This window comes from Helicobacter pylori, from assembly GCF_003638305.1.
Lineage (GTDB): Bacteria > Campylobacterota > Campylobacteria > Campylobacterales > Helicobacteraceae > Helicobacter > Helicobacter pylori_DJ.
This window is the reverse complement of record NZ_MVYP01000013.1, coordinates 1-15,066: the sequence shown is the minus strand read 5'-3', so window position 1 is coordinate 15,066 and position 15,066 is coordinate 1. Positions and strand designations below refer to the sequence as shown.

Sequence of the window (15,066 nt, the reverse complement as noted above, 5' to 3'; positions counted from 1 at the left end):
ACGGGAGCAATCATGTTATCTTCTAATGATTTGTTTATGGTCGTTTTAGGAGCGATTTTATTGGTGTTGGTGTGCTTGGTGGGGTATTTGTATCTTAAAGAAAAAGAGTTTTACCATAAAATGAGGCGTTTAGAAAAAACCTTAGACGAATCCTATCAAGAAAATTATATTTATTCTAAGCGTTTGAAAGAGTTAGAGGGGCGTTTGGAAGGCCTTTCTTTAGAAAAAAGCGTTAAAGAGGATAGCTCATTAAAAACGACCCTTTCACACCTTTATAACCAGTTGCAAGAAATCCAAAAATCCATGGACAAAGAGCGCGATTATTTAGAAGAAAAAATCATTACTTTAGAAAACAAATTCAAAGACATGGGGCATTATGCCGTTAGCGATGAGATCAATGAAAAACAGGTTTTAAAAATGTATCAAGAGGGTTATAGCGTGGATTCTATTTCTAAAGAATTTAAAGTGAGTAAGGGCGAGGTGGAATTTATATTGAACATGGCAGGGTTAAAATGGTAGATTTAAGCAACGCTCTTTCAAGGGTTTTTGGCTCTGTGGCTGGTTATAAATTCCCTTCTTTTATCCAAAAAGGCATCAACGCCCTTTACGTTAAGATCTTTAAAATTGATTTGAGCGAGTTTGAGCCTTTAGAAAACTACAAGAGCTTGAACGCCCTTTTCACGCGCTCTTTAAAAAAAGAACGGCCCTTTGACAAAGCCCCTAATATTTGCATCGCGCCTTGCGACGCTTTAATCACCGAATGCGCTTGTTTAGACAACGATACCGCTTTACAGATTAAAGGCATGCCCTATAAAGCGCATGAATTAGTGGGCGAAATCAACCCCTTAAGCCCTTCTTTTTTCTATGTGAATTTTTACCTTTCGCCCAAAGATTACCACCACTACCACGCCCCTTGCGATTTAGAAATTTTAGAAGCTCGTTATTTTGCGGGGAAATTACTGCCAGTCAATAAGCCCTCACTACACAAAAACAACAATCTGTTTGTGGGCAATGAAAGGGTCATACTTGTTGCAAAAGACATTCAAGGCAATCAATTGTATTTTGTAGCGGTGGGGGCGTTAAATGTGGGTAAAATGCGTTTTAATTTTGATAAGAATATCCAAACTAACGCTAAAGCCCGTTTCACGCAAACCTACTCTTACAACCCCCCCATTAAGGTCAAAAAGGGGGATAATTTAGGGAATTTTGAAATGGGCTCTACTATCGTTTTATTCATTCAAAACACCGCTTTTAAAGATTTGAAAGAAAAAAGCGTGAAGTTTGGGGAAAGTATAGGGGAATTTCATGCCAACTGATAACGATTTAAAAACTTCTATTTTAGAATTGTTGAACGATTTAGACGCGCTTTTAGTGGCTCATTTCTATCAAAAAGATGAGATTGTAGAGTTAGCCCACCACACAGGCGATAGCTTGGAATTAGCCAAAATCGCAAGCCAGAGCGATAAAAACCTCATCGTGTTTTGCGGGGTGCATTTTATGGGTGAGAGCGTGAAAGCCCTAGCCTTTGACAAACAAGTGATCATGCCCAAACTCTCATGCTGCTCTATGGCGAGGATGATAGACAGCCATTACTATGATAGAAGCGTCCATTTATTGAAAGAATACGGCGTTAAAGAATTTTACCCTATCACTTATATCAATTCTAACGCTGAAGTGAAAGCCAAAGTCGCTAAAGATGATGGCGTGGTCTGCACCAGCAGGAACGCTTCTAAGATCTTTGATCACGCCTTAAAACAAAATAAAAAAATCTTTTTTTTACCGGATAAATGCTTGGGGGAAAATCTGGCCCTAGAAAATGGCTTAAAAAGCGCGATTTTAGGCGTAAATAGCCCAGAAGAAATCCAAAACGCTGATGTGGTTTGTTACAACGGCTTTTGTTCGGTGCATCAGCTTTTCAAATTAGAAGACATTGAATTTTACCGCCAAAAATACCCGGATATTTTAATCGCTGTCCATCCAGAGTGCGAGCCTAGCGTGGTTTCTAATGCTGATTTTAGCGGATCAACGAGTCAAATCATAGAATTTGTAGAAAAGCTAAGCCCCAATCAAAAAGTCGCCATAGGCACTGAAAGCCATTTAGTCAACCGCTTGAAAGCCAAGCGCCACCATCAAAACACTTTCATTCTTTCTAGCACGCTCGCCCTTTGCCCCACCATGAATGAAACGACTTTAAAGGATTTGTTTGAAGTCTTAAAAGCCTATAAAAACCACAGGGCTTACAATACGATTGAATTAAAAGATGAGGTGGCGCGTTTGGCCAAACTCGCTTTAACCAAAATGATGGAGTTATCTTAATGGAGATAAAAACCTTTTTAGAATGCGCTTTAAAAGAAGATTTAGGGCATGGGGATTTGTTTGAAAGGGTGTTAGAAAAAGATTTTAAAGCCACAGCGTTTGTTAGGGCTAAACAAGAGGGCGTGTTTTCAGGCGAAAAATACGCTTTAGAGTTGCTTCAAATGACCGGCATTGAATGCGTTCAAACCATTAAAGATAAAGAACGCTTCAAGCCTAAAGACACTTTAATGGAGATTAGGGGGGATTTTAGCATGCTTTTAAAGATTGAACGCACCCTTTTAAATCTTTTGCAACACAGCAGCGGGATCGCCACTTTAACAAATCGTTTTGTAGAAGCTTTAAATTCTCCCAAAGTGCGTTTGTTGGACACGAGAAAAACCAGACCCCTTTTAAGGATCTTTGAAAAATATTCCGTGCTTAATGGGGGAGCGAGCAACCACCGCTTAGGGCTAGATGACGCTTTAATGCTTAAAGACACGCATTTAAAGCATGTGAAAGATTTAAAAAGCTTTTTAACGCATGCCAGAAAAAACTTGCCTTTCACGGCTAAAATTGAAATTGAATGCGAGAGCTTTGAGGAGGCCAAAAACGCCATGAATGCGGGGGCGGATATTGTGATGTGCGATAACATGAGTGTTTTAGAAACGAAAGAAATTGCCGCTTACAGAGATGCGCATTATCCCTTTGTCTTATTGGAAGCGAGCGGGAACATCTCGCTAGAGAGCATCAACGCTTACGCCAAAAGCGGCGTGGATGCCATTAGCGTAGGGGCTTTAATCCATCAAGCCACTTTTATTGACATGCACATGAAAATGGCTTAAAGACTTTAAAAAGGGGTTATTAGCATGCTAAAAGAATATTTAGAAAGCATTAAAGATCTTACGCCTGAAAAGAATGAACTCGCGCACCGCCCTTTTTTACACAACTTGCTTGATAAGTTAAAAAACCATTTCAATAAAGAGTTTAAGATTGAACATGAGCCTAAAAAAGACAAACAAGGGGGTCAGCCTGATTTTCGCATCTCTTATCAAGGGCTTAACATCGGCTATATAGAAAATAAAAGGGTAGGGACTAATCTTATCCAGCTCTTAAAAAAAGATCAAATCCTTAAATATTTAGAATTAAACCCCAACCTCATGCTCACCGATTACCTTAATTTTATGTGGGTAGGGAAAGATGAAGAAAATAAGCCTTTAATTAAAAGAGAAATTTCTATCGCTAACCCTGATGAACTCTCTAAACCCCTAAAACCCAAACCGCAAACCGAGCACGATCTGATTGAATTGTTTAGAGGCTTTTTCAATCACGAACCAGCCCCTATCACTAACGCTAAAGATTTTGCAAACGCATTAAGCGCGCCCACTAGGTATTTAAAAGACGCTTTGATCCAATACCAAAAAGACACGCAAGTTTCTAGCATTTTTAAGAATTTTAAAGAATATCTTTATGAAGAATTGAGTTTTGAAGACTTTAGCGATGCGTTCGCTCAAACGCTCACCTACAGCCTTTTTATAGCCAAGCTCAACCACCCTTTTGAAAAAATTAATTTGGATAATGTGAGAAGTTCTATCCCTAAAAACTTCGCTGTGATCAGAGAAATGGCGGATTTTTTAAAGAAGCTTGATGCAATCAAAGAAATCCAATGGCTTTTAAATGAAATTTTAAGCTTAATCAATCATGTTGATATGGATTCTATTATTAAAGATTTGAATGACGATAAAGACCCTTATTTGCACTTTTATGAAACCTTTTTAAGCGCTTATGACCCTAAATTGTGAGAGAAAAAGGGCGTGTATTACACCCCAGATTCTGTGGTGAAATTCATCATTAACGCTTTGGATAGCCTGCTTAAAACGCGTTTCAAAGACGCTCCCTTAGGCTTAAAAAGCGCTTTAGATAACAAAAACATCAAGCTCTTAGATTTTGCTACCGGCACCGGCACTTTTTTATTGGAAGCGTTCAGGAAAGCCTTAGAAACGAGAAAGACAAGCGATGGAGGCACCTCCACTAAAGAGGACAAATACCAAAACCTCTTGAAGCAATTTTACGGGTTTGAATACTTGATCGCTCCTTATGCGATCGCTCATTTGAACCTCAGCCAAGCCTTTAAGGAGGAATTTAAAAAACCTCTCAAAGAAAACGACGCGCTTAAGATTATTTTAACCAACACCCTCATACAGCCTAGTGAGATCGTTGCTTATCGTGGGCTAAGCCCGATTTTTGAAAAAGAGCTTTCAAACGCTCAAGAAATCAAAAGAAATGAAAACATCCTTATCATCACCGGTAACCCCCCTTATAGCGGGGCGAGCGAGAATAAGGGCTTGTTTGAATGGGAAGTGAAAGCCACTTACGGCATAGAGCCTGAATTTCAAACCATAGAAATTGAAAAAAACATTAAACTTGCCGATAAGATCCAAACGCTTTTAAAGAACGTTCAAAAACAAAAAGAAAGCAGCAGTAAAAACGATCTAAAGAAACTTAAAAGCCTCCATTCCAAATACAAATTGCAAAAGGAGAAAAACCCTAAATGGCTCTTAGACGATTACGTGAAATTCATGCGTTTCGCTCAAAACAAGATCGAATCGTTAGGGCATGGCCTCTTTGGCTTTATCTCTAACAACGCTTTTTTAGACAACCCGACTTTTAGGGGGTTAAGGCGCTCTCTTTTAGAATGCTACGATGAGCTTTATATCTTAAATTTGCATGGAAACGCTAGGAAAAAGGAGGAAACCCCACAAGGCGCAAAAGATGAAAACGTTTTCAATATCATGCAAGGTGTGTCCATTAACCTCTTTGTCAAAAAGGTGCAAGCCACCAAGCCAAAAATCTATTATTATGATGTGTATGGCGAAAGGGCTGAAAAATACGCCTTTTTAGCCCAAAACGATTTGAATAGTATTGAATGGCTTGAGCTTGCCCCAAGAGAGCCTTTTTACTTGCTATTACCTCAAGAAACGCCTTTGTTAGAGGAATACGAGCAAGGGTTTAGCGTTCAGGAGGTGTTTCAAGTTGGAGGCACCGGTATTTGCTCTAAACGAGACCATGTCGTTTTCCATAAAGACAAAGAAAGCTTGTTAAAGCTTTTAAAAGATTTTTCAACCTTAGAACCTAGCGAGTTACGCAGAAAATATGACATTGAAGATACTGAAGGTTGGAAACTTGGAAGGGCAATTGAAAATGTTAAGAAAAATCAACATGAATTAGAAAAATACATTGTTTTGTGCCAATACCGCCCCTTTGATTATCGTTGGACTTATTACACTGATAAAAGTTATGGATTTTTAGCTAGACCCGTTTATGATGTTTTTAAGCACATGTTACCCCCCCCCCCAACAAACCCTAAAACACCCAATCAAACGCGCAAAAATGTCGCGCTAAACACCCCACGACAGCTAAAAAACAACGATAAAAGTTGGACGCAATGCTTTATAAGCTCCAATATTAACGATCAAGGGTTAAGCTCTGGAGGCAATGGAGCTGGGGTTAATTACCCCCTTTATCAGTTTAGAGATCCCAACTACACCGAAAATTTTACGCCAGAGTTTAGAAGCTTTATAGACAAGCATTATAGCCACCATTTTGAGCCGCTAGAGGTTTTAGGCTATATCTATGTGCTATTGTATTCCCCAAACTACCGCAAGCGTTATGAAGATTTTCTCAAAGCCGATTACCCTAAAATCCTTTTCACAAACGATAAAGATTTGTTCAGAGCTTTAAGCCTTTTAGGGATTGAATTGATCGGCTTGCATGTCTTAAATAAAGAAAGCCTGAATCACAGCTTTGAAAAATTAAAAGACCCCACCATAGGCGAATCTCACTACAAAGAAGCACATGATCGTAACCCCATTATCTCCAAAAAACCCTCTCATAAAAAGCCAGAACAACGCCTTTATATCAACCATAGTGCTTATTTTAGGGGGGTGAGTGAGGAAATTTATCATTACATGATAGGGGGGTATGGCGTTTTAGATAAATATTTAAAAAGCCACAAAAACGAGTCTTGCGACTTTGATCATGTAAGCAATATCATTAAAGTCATCGCGCGCACGATTGAAATCCAAAAAACGCTTGGATTTTTAACGAGCGATTTGCCCCATTTAAAAGGGAATGAGAGCAAAGCCTTAATACAAGAAATCTTGCAAAATCCACCCCCCCCCCCATTTAATACCAATATCGCCCTTATCTTATCGCGCCAAGCCAAGGCCATCGGAGATTTTGACTTTGATGCCGCATTCATCAGCAAAGAAACGAGCGACAACAATATCTACCGCAGAGGCGGAGGTTCAGCCTTCCCTTTATTCTGTATTACCTAATCTCGCTCTCATTTGCGATAGAGACTCTAAAGTAAGCCCCATTTCTAATGTTTTTGTAACGGGCATGCTTTGCGATTTGCATTTGAACGGATCGGGGAGTTATGCGTTTTTGTTGTATCGTTTAGGCTCAAAATGAGTGAATGAATGGGCATGTTATCTAAATTTTAGATAGAATAAACGCAAAAAATTGAATAAAACCTTAAAGGTGATTCTTTCTAATCTCAAAAATGGGTGGTGCTATTAACAATGACAAAACGACTTTTTAAAGGGTTGTTAGCGATTTCTCTTGCGGTGAGTTTGCATGGTGGTGAAGTTAAGGAAAAAAAGCCGGTCAAGCCGGTTAAAGAAGATCCGCAAGAATTAGCGGCTAAAAGGGTGGAAGCGTTCAGTCGTTTCTCTAATGTGGTTTCAGAAATTGAAAAAAAGTATGTGGATAAAATCAGTATTTCTGAGATCATGACTAAAGCGATTGAAGGCTTGCTCTCTAATTTGGACGCGCATTCAGCGTATTTGAATGAAAAGAAGTTTAAGGAATTTCAAGCCCAAACCGAGGGCGAATTTGGGGGGCTTGGGATCACGGTGGGCATGCGCGATGGCGTTTTGACCGTTATTGCCCCCTTAGAAGGCACTCCCGCTTACAAGGCTGGGGTTAAATCAGGCGATAACATTTTAAAAATCAATAACGAAAGCACGCTGAGCATGAGCATTGATGATGCGATCAATCTCATGCGCGGCAAGCCAAAGACCCCTATTCAGATCACCGTTGTAAGAAAAAACGAGCCAAAACCCTTGGTGTTTAATATCGTTAGAGACATCATTAAAGTCCCCTCTGTCTATGTGAAAAAGATTAAAGACACGCCTTATTTGTACGTGAGAGTCAATTCTTTTGATAAAAATGTTACCAAATCGGTTTTAGACGGCTTGAAGGCTAACCCCAACATTAAGGGCGTTGTGTTGGATTTGAGGGGGAATCCTGGAGGGCTATTAAACCAGGCGGTAGGCTTGTCTAACCTTTTCATTAAAGAGGGGGTTTTAGTTTCTCAAAGAGGTAAAAATAAGGAGGAAAATTTAGAATACAAGGCTAATGGCAGAGCCCCTTATACCAATTTACCTGTTGTGGTGTTAGTCAATGGCGGTTCAGCGAGTGCGAGCGAGATCGTCGCAGGGGCACTGCAAGATCACAAGCGAGCCGTGATTATCGGTGAAAAAACCTTTGGTAAGGGAAGCGTGCAAGTGCTGCTCCCTGTCAATAAAGACGAAGCGATTAAAATCACGACCGCACGCTATTATTTACCGAGCGGGCGCACCATTCAAGCTAAGGGGATCACGCCTGATATTGTGATTTATCCGGGTAAAGTGCCAGAAAATGAAAATAAATTCAGCTTGAAAGAAGCGGATCTAAAACACCATTTAGAGCAAGAGCTTAAAAAAATTGATGATAAAACCCCTAATTCCAAAGAGGCAGATAAAGACAAGAAAAATGAAGAGGAAAAAGAGGTTACTCCTAAAATGATCAATGATGATATTCAGCTAAAAACCGCTATTGACAGCTTGAAAACCTGGTCTATCGTAGATGAGAAAATGGATGAAAAAGCGCCTAAGAAGAAATAAAAACTCATGGGGTTTTTATTTGAAAAATCGTTAATGAGTTTTTGCGCTCATTCAATCAAAACCCTTAAAATCATCAGTTTGATTTTAAGCTTTTTGGCGGCTTTTTTGGTTGCTGAGGACGCTCATGAGCCAGAAGAGATCAAGGCTAAAGTGGCTTATGTGAAAATCCCCCAATTAGAAGATTTAGAAAACACCCCGGTTTATATCGGTCAAATTATAGGCGTAACTTATGATTTATTGCTGTTTGACGCTGAGTTTTTGGAAGCCAAAATCAAAGACGGGTTGGATAAAACCCAAATTGAGCTTTTAAACAAGATGCCTAAATGGAAAAAGGTGGAAAAAGAGCTTTTCAGAGCGACTTATTATTATAAGATTAAAGGCGTAAAAGCGATTATTCCGTCCTTAGAAGTGAGCGCGTTTTCCAATAAAGACAAGTATATAGATTATTCCATAGCCCCCAAAGTTGCTTTGCAGGTAACGGATTTGTCCAAAAACCCTCGTTATGCGAATGTCATGGCCAAAGATTTACAAGTTGTGCAATACAAAACCAAAGATTATGACGATAAAAACAATATTTTGGTGATGGAAATAGCGTTCAAAGAAGCCACTTGGGAAGATTTTCACATCAAAGAAGCGATCAAACAGGGGTTTGATAACGCCTCTTTAAACCAGATCAAGGCTAAAGAAGGGAGCGTTTTTTATTATTGCGTGTTGCCTAAAACCCTTCAAAACCTTTCTTTTGATTATTTTTCGCTTTCTAATAGGCAGTTTAAGACCTTATCTTTTTCAGCCATTCCCACTCAAGACACTACCGGTATTCAAAGCGATCTCATCCCTAAAAACAATTTTTTAGTCTTTTCTAACGTGGCGTTGCTCGCTTTGTGCGTGTTTTTCTTGGTGTTGTTTTTCATTTTTGGGCGCAAACTCATTTTTTTAGGGCTTGGGGTTTTGTGCTTAGGGTTTGTTTTATATAACCTTTTATTCACGCAAAAATCAGCCCTTTTGCTCGCTCATAAAAAAATCCGCATTCTGCCCACGCAAAATTCCACCATTTTAGGGCTTTCTAAAGATGAAATGCCCATTAAAATCTTAGGCTCGCATGATGATTATTATAAAATCCTAACGCCGCATGAACAAATAGGATGGGTCAAAAAAGATGAAGTCAAATAGTTTAAGAGCGATTTATAGGGCTTTAGTGATCGCTATAGGCTTAGCCGTTATCATTGTTTTCAATTATTTTAACCGCAAAAACAATAACGCTCGTTCTAGCCGTAGGGCTTGTTCGTGCTTCTTTTCTCTCACCGGGGTTCATTTAGAAAAAATAGGCGCTTTTGATACGGACGCTAAACTCATTGTTTTAAACCACCAAAGCTTACTAGACATTATTTACTTAGAAGCCTACCACCCCAGTAATATTTGTTGGATCGCTAAAAAAGAGTTGGGCGAAATCCCCTTTTATGGGCATGCCTTAACCGATACCGGAATGATTTTAATTGACAGAGAGGATAAAAAGGGGATTGTGAGCCTTTTAAAAGCGTGTAAAGAAAAGCTAGATCAAAACCGCCCTTTAGTGATTTTCCCTGAAGGCACTAGAGGCAAAGGAGGAGAAAAGTTCCTCCCCTTTAAGCAAGGGGCTAAAATCATCGCCGAAAAATTCCAGCTCAAAATCCAGCCCATGGTGTTAATCAATTCCATTAAAATCTTTAATTCCAAGCCTCTAGAAGCCTATAAAGCCCGCACCCGTTTAGTCATGCTAGAAAGCTATACGCCTGATTTTAACTCGCCCACCTGGTATGAAGAATTACAAGAACGCATGCAAAAAGAGTATTTAAAACACTACCATGAATTAAACCCTAGCGAACAATGAAGCTTTTTGACTACGCTCCTTTGAGTTTGGCTTGGCGGGAGTTTTTGCAAAGCGAATTTAAAAAGCCTTATTTTTTAGAAATAGAAAAACGCTACTTAGAAGCCCTAAAAAGCCCTAAAACCATTTTCCCTAAAAGCTCTAATCTGTTTTATGCACTCAATCTAACGCCCCCTAGCGCGGTTAAAATCATCCTTTTAGGGCAAGACCCCTACCATTCCACCTACCTAGAAAATGAACAAGAATTGCCGGTGGCGATGGGGTTGAGCTTTAGCGTGGAAAAAAACGCCCCCATCCCCCCAAGTTTAAGGAATATTTTTAAAGAATTGCATGCGAATTTGGGCGTGCCTGTGCCTTGTTGTGGGGATTTGAGCGCATGGGCTAAAAGGGGCATGCTCTTATTGAACGCCATTTTAAGCGTGGAAAAAAACCAAGCCGCTTCGCACAAGTATATTGGCTGGGAAGCTTTTAGCGATAGGATATTGATTCGCCTTTTTGAAACGATCTCCCCTTTAATCGTGGTGCTATTAGGGAAAGTCGCCCAAAAAAAGATCGCGCTAATCCCTAAAAACAAACACATCATCATCACAGCCCCTCACCCTAGCCCATTATCTAGGGGGTTTTTAGGGAGTGGTGTTTTTACAAGCGTTCAAAAAGCTTATAGAGAGGTTTATCGCAAGGATTTTGATTTTAGTTTGTGATTGATGCTTAATAAGGCAGAACCCCTTAAGAATGCCTTGATTTAAGAGCATTTGTGATAAAATGCTAATTTTTAAATAAAGGGAAAACATGCCAATTAAAGTCGCTATCAATGGGACCGGGCGCATCGGTTTGTGCGCTATAAGAGTCGCCAGTCAAAGAAAAGACGTGGAAATCGTAGCCATCAATTCTACCGCTGAATTAGAAACTCTTTTGCATTTGATACGCCATGATAGCGTGCATGGGCATTTTGAAGCCAAATTAAACGCCAATAGAACCTTAAATATTGGGCATAGTAAAAATATTTTAGTGTTGAGCGAGCGAGACATTAACAAGCTTGATTTTTCTGTCGCTAACGCAGAAATCATCATAGAATGCACCGGGAAATTCAATTCCCTAGAAGCTTCAAGCGCTCATCTTAAAAACAGCGTGAAAAAAGTCATCATCTCCGCCCCCACGCAAAACGCCCCCACCTTTGTCTATGGGGTGAATCACACTAATTACCATAACGAAAGCGTGATTTCTAACGCCTCTTGCACGACTAACGCTACCGCTCCTTTACTCAAAATCTTGGATGAAGCCTTTAAAGTAGAAAACGCGCTTTTAACCACCATCCACAGCTACACTAACGATCAAAACCTTTTAGACACCAAGCACAAGGACATCCGTCGCGCTAGAGCGGCTGGTTTAAACCTTATCCCCACAAGCACCGGCGTGAGCAAAGCCATTTCGCTAGTCTTACCGCATTTAGGCTCTAAGATTACAGGCCTTGCGATTAGAGTGCCTACCCCTAATGTGAGCTTGGTGGATTTGTCTTTAAATTTTAAAAAAGTTGTGAGTAAAGCAAGCGTTCACCATGTGCTTAAAGACGCCAGTAAGCATGCCTTTAAAGGGATTGTGAGCGTTGATGAAGAAAGGCTCGTTTCAAGCGATTTTATTTCTTCGCCTTTTAGCGCGATCGTGATTGATGACCAAATCATGACAATAGGCGAAAAAAATGCTAAAGTATTGGCATGGTATGATAATGAAATGGGTTATAGCGAGCGCTTGATAGACATGGCGCAATATATAGCACAAAATTAAAAGAAAGGATTTTCATGTTAGCTAAAATGTCGTTTATGCAAAACGTTAAAAACATTCAAGAGGTGGATGTCAATCATAAAAGGGTGCTTATTAGAGTGGATTTTAACGTGCCTTTAGATGAAAATTTGAATATTACCGATGATACGCGCATTAGAGAGAGCTTGCCTACCATCCAATATTGTATTGACAACAAGGCTAAGGATATTATTTTAGTGAGCCATTTGGGCCGCCCTAAAGGGGTTGAAGAAAAATTGAGTTTAAAACCCTTTTTAAAACGCCTTGAAAGACTTTTAAATCATGAAGTGGTTTTTTCTCAAAATATCGTGCAACTCAAGCAAGCCCTAAACGAAAACGCGCCCACAAGGATTTTTCTTTTAGAAAATATCCGCTTTTTAAAAGGCGAAGAAGAAAATGATGAAAATCTGGCTAAAGATTTAGCGAGCTTGTGCGATGTGTTTGTGAATGACGCTTTTGGCACGAGCCACAGAAAGCATGCCAGTACTTATGGCACCGCACAATTCGCCCCTATTAAAGTGAGCGGGTTTTTACTCAAAAAAGAAATTGATTCGTTTTATCAAGCGTTTAACCACCCTTTACGCCCTCTATTGTTGATTGTAGGGGGGGCTAAGGTCAGCTCCAAACTCACTTTATTAAAAAACATTTTAGATCTCATTGACAAGCTCATCATTGCCGGGGCGATGAGTAACACCTTCTTAAAAGCTTTAGGCTATGATGTGCAAGATTCTTCTGTAGAAGACGCTCTAATCAATGACGCCCTAGAGTTATTACAAAGCGCGAAAGAAAAAAAAGTCAAAGTCTATTTGCCTATAGACGCTGTAACCACTGATGATATTCTCAACCCCAAACACATTAAAATTTCACCCGTCCAAGACATTGAGCCTAAGCACAAGATCGCTGATATAGGGCCTGCGAGCCTGAAATTATTTTCTGAAGTCATAGAGAGTGCGCCCACCATTTTATGGAATGGCCCCTTAGGCGTGCATGAAAAACAAGAATTCGCTAGAGGCACAACCTTTTTAGCCCACAAAATCGCTAACACTTACGCTTTCTCGCTCATTGGGGGGGGCGATACCATTGATGCGATCAACCGCGCGGGCGAAAAGGATAACATGAGTTTCATTTCTACCGGTGGGGGAGCGAGTTTGGAATTGTTAGAGGGCAAAATTTTACCTTGTTTTGAGGTTTTGGATAAACGCCATTAACTCTAAGGATCGCTTATGGTGAATGTGTTTTTCAAACAGCAAAAATTTGTCATTAAAAAACGCTTTAATGACTTTAATGGTTTTGATATAGAAGAAAATGAAGTTTTATGGTTTGAATTAATCAACCCTACGCCCAATGAATTAGCCACTCTAAGCCAAGAATACGCTATCCACTACAACACAGATCATTCCCAACGAGTCTCATCAGTTACCAAATACTGGGAAGACAGCTCCAGCGTTACGATCAACGCTTTTTTCACTAACCAGGATGAAAATGAGACTTTCCACACGGAAATGGCGACCTTTATTTTGTCCAATAACATTCTTTTCACGATCTATTATGGGACTTTAGAAATCTTTGATTCTATCCAAAAAAAGGTTTTGGCTAGCCCTAAAAAATTTGAAGACGGGTTTGATATTCTAACCAAAATCTTTGAAGTGTATTTTGAAAAAGGGGTGGAATGTTTGGAGTGGATCAACAAACAAACGAGCCTGTTGCGCAAAAACATCATTTTCAAAGAAACTTCTACGCATGATGATATTTTAGTGCGCTTGTCCAATTTGCAAGAATTTAATGTGGCTTTAAGGGATTCTTTTTTTGACAAACGGCGCATTATCACCGCTTTATTAAGGAGCAATAAAGTGGATAGCGATACTAAAAATAATTTAAATATCATTTTAACCGATTTTAGCTCTTTGGTGGAGTCTACAACGGTCAATCTCAACTCGCTTGATAACATTCAAAACCTGTTCGCTTCTCAAGTCAATGTGGAGCAAAATAAAATCATCAAACTCTTCACTGTGGCGACTATGGCGATGATGCCTCCCACATTGATTGGCACGATTTATGGCATGAATTTTAAATTCATGCCGGAGTTAGAATGGCAATACGGGTATCTTTTCGCGCTGATTGTCATGGCGATTTCTACGATTTTGCCTGTGCTCTATTTTAAAAAGAAAGGCTGGTTGTAGCCTTTTATGGAATTTTTATCCTCACTCTTAGACGCTCTTTCTACACCGCATGGCATAGTCTCCTTGGCTACGCTCACGCTTTTAGAGATCGTTCTAGGGATTGATAATATCATTTTTATCACGGTGATGGTCTATAAACTCCCCAAACACCAGCAAAATAAGGCCATGATTTTAGGCTTGGGCTTAGCGATGATCGCTCGTATAGGGCTTTTAGGGAGCTTGTTTTTCATCAGCCATTTGCAAAAGCCTTTATTCGCTATAGCGGGCATGAGCTTTTCATGGCGTGATGTGGTGCTGCTTGCAGGGGGGGCGTTTTTGGCTTTTAAAGCGTTAGTGGAATTAAAAGAGCAGATCTACCCTAAAGAAAAACGCCAAGAAAAAGCGTTTGGCTTTTTCATCACTTTAATAGAAATCATGTTTTTAGACATCGTCTTTTCTTTAGACTCCGTGATCACGGCTATTGGGATCGCTAAACACCTAGAAGTCATGGCGCTTGCTATTATTTTATCTGTAATCGTGATGATGTTTTTTTCCAAAATCGTTGGCGATTTTATTGAAAGGCATTATCGCATCAAAACTTTAGCCTTTGTGTTTTTGCTCGTTGTGGGCGTGTTTTTGTTTTTAGAAGGCTTGCATTTGCATGTTGATAAAAATTATTTGTATGCGGGTATTGGTTTTGCCTTGCTCATAGAATGCTTGAACATTTTCATAGAAAAGAAAATGAAAAAATAAGAAGCGTTTTTTAAAAACAAAATTAAAGGAGTTATTTGTAAAAGGCTTTCATGCTTTTATGAACAACTAAATTTTAATCAAAATTCATAAGCGCATAGGGGGCATTTCGTAATGAAGCCCCCTTAAAAAGAGAATTTGCGCCACCTAGTAAGCAAACACATAATTGAGGAAAAGGCTATACATCCTTCGGTATTCTAGTTTAGCGCCCATGAAAGAATAGTAGCTTGTGTTGATCGTAGGGATTTTAAAACCT

13 protein-coding genes and 1 pseudogene are annotated in these 15,066 nt (G+C 39.6%); 13 read left to right on the top strand and 1 reads right to left on the bottom strand.

Features of this window, described 5'->3' with window-relative positions; genetic code table 11:
* Positions 1–12: 12 nt before the first annotated feature.
* The 13 genes and pseudogenes from EAL04_RS06315 to EAL04_RS06250 all read left to right on the top strand — a co-directional run bounded on the left by EAL04_RS06315 (position 13) and on the right by EAL04_RS06250 (position 14,813).
* Complete coding sequence (locus EAL04_RS06315; protein ID WP_000953115.1) at positions 13–519, top strand: DUF6115 domain-containing protein; 507 nt, start codon at positions 13–15, stop codon at positions 517–519.
* Positions 513–1,316, top strand: coding sequence for a phosphatidylserine decarboxylase (locus EAL04_RS06310; protein ID WP_120974073.1), 804 nt, complete (start codon positions 513–515; stop codon positions 1,314–1,316). Before EAL04_RS06315 ends, EAL04_RS06310 begins: the two co-directional genes overlap by 7 nt.
* Complete coding sequence (gene nadA / locus EAL04_RS06305; RefSeq protein ID WP_120974070.1) at positions 1,306–2,316, top strand: quinolinate synthase NadA; 1,011 nt, start codon at positions 1,306–1,308, stop codon at positions 2,314–2,316. Before EAL04_RS06310 ends, nadA begins: the two co-directional genes overlap by 11 nt.
* Positions 2,316–3,137: a carboxylating nicotinate-nucleotide diphosphorylase gene (gene nadC / locus EAL04_RS06300; protein WP_120974068.1), complete on the top strand. Its 822-nt coding sequence runs from the start codon at positions 2,316–2,318 to the stop codon at positions 3,135–3,137. Before nadA ends, nadC begins: the two co-directional genes overlap by 1 nt.
* A gap of 24 nt (positions 3,138–3,161) precedes the next feature.
* Positions 3,162–6,629, top strand: a pseudogene (locus EAL04_RS06295) (type ISP restriction/modification enzyme).
* 246 nt (positions 6,630–6,875) lie between these two features.
* Positions 6,876–8,240, top strand: a complete 1,365-nt coding sequence (locus tag EAL04_RS06290) for a S41 family peptidase (protein WP_162982515.1) — start codon at positions 6,876–6,878, stop codon at positions 8,238–8,240.
* Between the two features lie 6 nt (positions 8,241–8,246).
* Positions 8,247–9,410: an SH3 domain-containing protein gene (locus tag EAL04_RS06285; protein ID WP_120974064.1), complete on the top strand. Its 1,164-nt coding sequence runs from the start codon at positions 8,247–8,249 to the stop codon at positions 9,408–9,410.
* On the top strand, positions 9,397–10,107 hold the full coding sequence (locus tag EAL04_RS06280) for a 1-acyl-sn-glycerol-3-phosphate acyltransferase (protein ID WP_000841619.1): 711 nt from the start codon (positions 9,397–9,399) through the stop codon (positions 10,105–10,107). Before EAL04_RS06285 ends, EAL04_RS06280 begins: the two co-directional genes overlap by 14 nt.
* Entirely contained in the window at positions 10,104–10,805 is a 702-nt protein-coding gene (gene ung / locus EAL04_RS06275) for a uracil-DNA glycosylase (RefSeq protein WP_120974062.1), read from the top strand. The genes EAL04_RS06280 and ung overlap by 4 nt, the downstream gene beginning before the upstream one ends.
* An 88-nt stretch (positions 10,806–10,893) precedes the next feature.
* Positions 10,894–11,886: a type I glyceraldehyde-3-phosphate dehydrogenase gene (gap, locus tag EAL04_RS06265; protein WP_120974060.1), complete on the top strand. Its 993-nt coding sequence runs from the start codon at positions 10,894–10,896 to the stop codon at positions 11,884–11,886.
* Between the two features lie 14 nt (positions 11,887–11,900).
* Positions 11,901–13,109, top strand: coding sequence for a phosphoglycerate kinase (locus EAL04_RS06260; protein ID WP_120974058.1), 1,209 nt, complete (start codon positions 11,901–11,903; stop codon positions 13,107–13,109).
* A gap of 15 nt (positions 13,110–13,124) precedes the next feature.
* Positions 13,125–14,081 carry a magnesium/cobalt transporter CorA gene (gene corA / locus EAL04_RS06255; protein ID WP_000248511.1) on the top strand — a complete coding sequence of 319 codons (957 nt, stop codon included), beginning with the start codon at positions 13,125–13,127 and terminating at the stop codon, positions 14,079–14,081.
* A gap of 6 nt (positions 14,082–14,087) precedes the next feature.
* Positions 14,088–14,813, top strand: a complete 726-nt coding sequence (locus EAL04_RS06250; RefSeq protein WP_120974056.1) for a TerC family protein — start codon at positions 14,088–14,090, stop codon at positions 14,811–14,813.
* Between the two features lie 144 nt (positions 14,814–14,957).
* Here EAL04_RS06250 and EAL04_RS06245 read toward each other — a convergent pair.
* A partial coding sequence (locus EAL04_RS06245; protein WP_120974054.1) for an outer membrane beta-barrel protein occupies positions 14,958–15,066 on the bottom strand: 109 nt, incomplete at its 5' end.

Coding starts and splice junctions, on each gene's coding strand:
- EAL04_RS06290 (WP_162982515.1), top strand. CDS start 6,876: ATGACAAAACGACTTTTTAAAGGGTTGTTAGCGATTTCTCTTGCGGTG.
- EAL04_RS06285 (WP_120974064.1), top strand. CDS start 8,247: ATGGGGTTTTTATTTGAAAAATCGTTAATGAGTTTTTGCGCTCATTCA.
- EAL04_RS06260 (WP_120974058.1), top strand. CDS start 11,901: ATGTTAGCTAAAATGTCGTTTATGCAAAACGTTAAAAACATTCAAGAG.
- EAL04_RS06280 (WP_000841619.1), top strand. CDS start 9,397: ATGAAGTCAAATAGTTTAAGAGCGATTTATAGGGCTTTAGTGATCGCT.
- EAL04_RS06310 (WP_120974073.1), top strand. CDS start 513: ATGGTAGATTTAAGCAACGCTCTTTCAAGGGTTTTTGGCTCTGTGGCT.
- ung (WP_120974062.1), top strand. CDS start 10,104: ATGAAGCTTTTTGACTACGCTCCTTTGAGTTTGGCTTGGCGGGAGTTT.
- EAL04_RS06250 (WP_120974056.1), top strand. CDS start 14,088: ATGGAATTTTTATCCTCACTCTTAGACGCTCTTTCTACACCGCATGGC.
- gap (WP_120974060.1), top strand. CDS start 10,894: ATGCCAATTAAAGTCGCTATCAATGGGACCGGGCGCATCGGTTTGTGC.
- corA (WP_000248511.1), top strand. CDS start 13,125: ATGGTGAATGTGTTTTTCAAACAGCAAAAATTTGTCATTAAAAAACGC.
- nadA (WP_120974070.1), top strand. CDS start 1,306: ATGCCAACTGATAACGATTTAAAAACTTCTATTTTAGAATTGTTGAAC.
- nadC (WP_120974068.1), top strand. CDS start 2,316: ATGGAGATAAAAACCTTTTTAGAATGCGCTTTAAAAGAAGATTTAGGG.
- EAL04_RS06315 (WP_000953115.1), top strand. CDS start 13: ATGTTATCTTCTAATGATTTGTTTATGGTCGTTTTAGGAGCGATTTTA.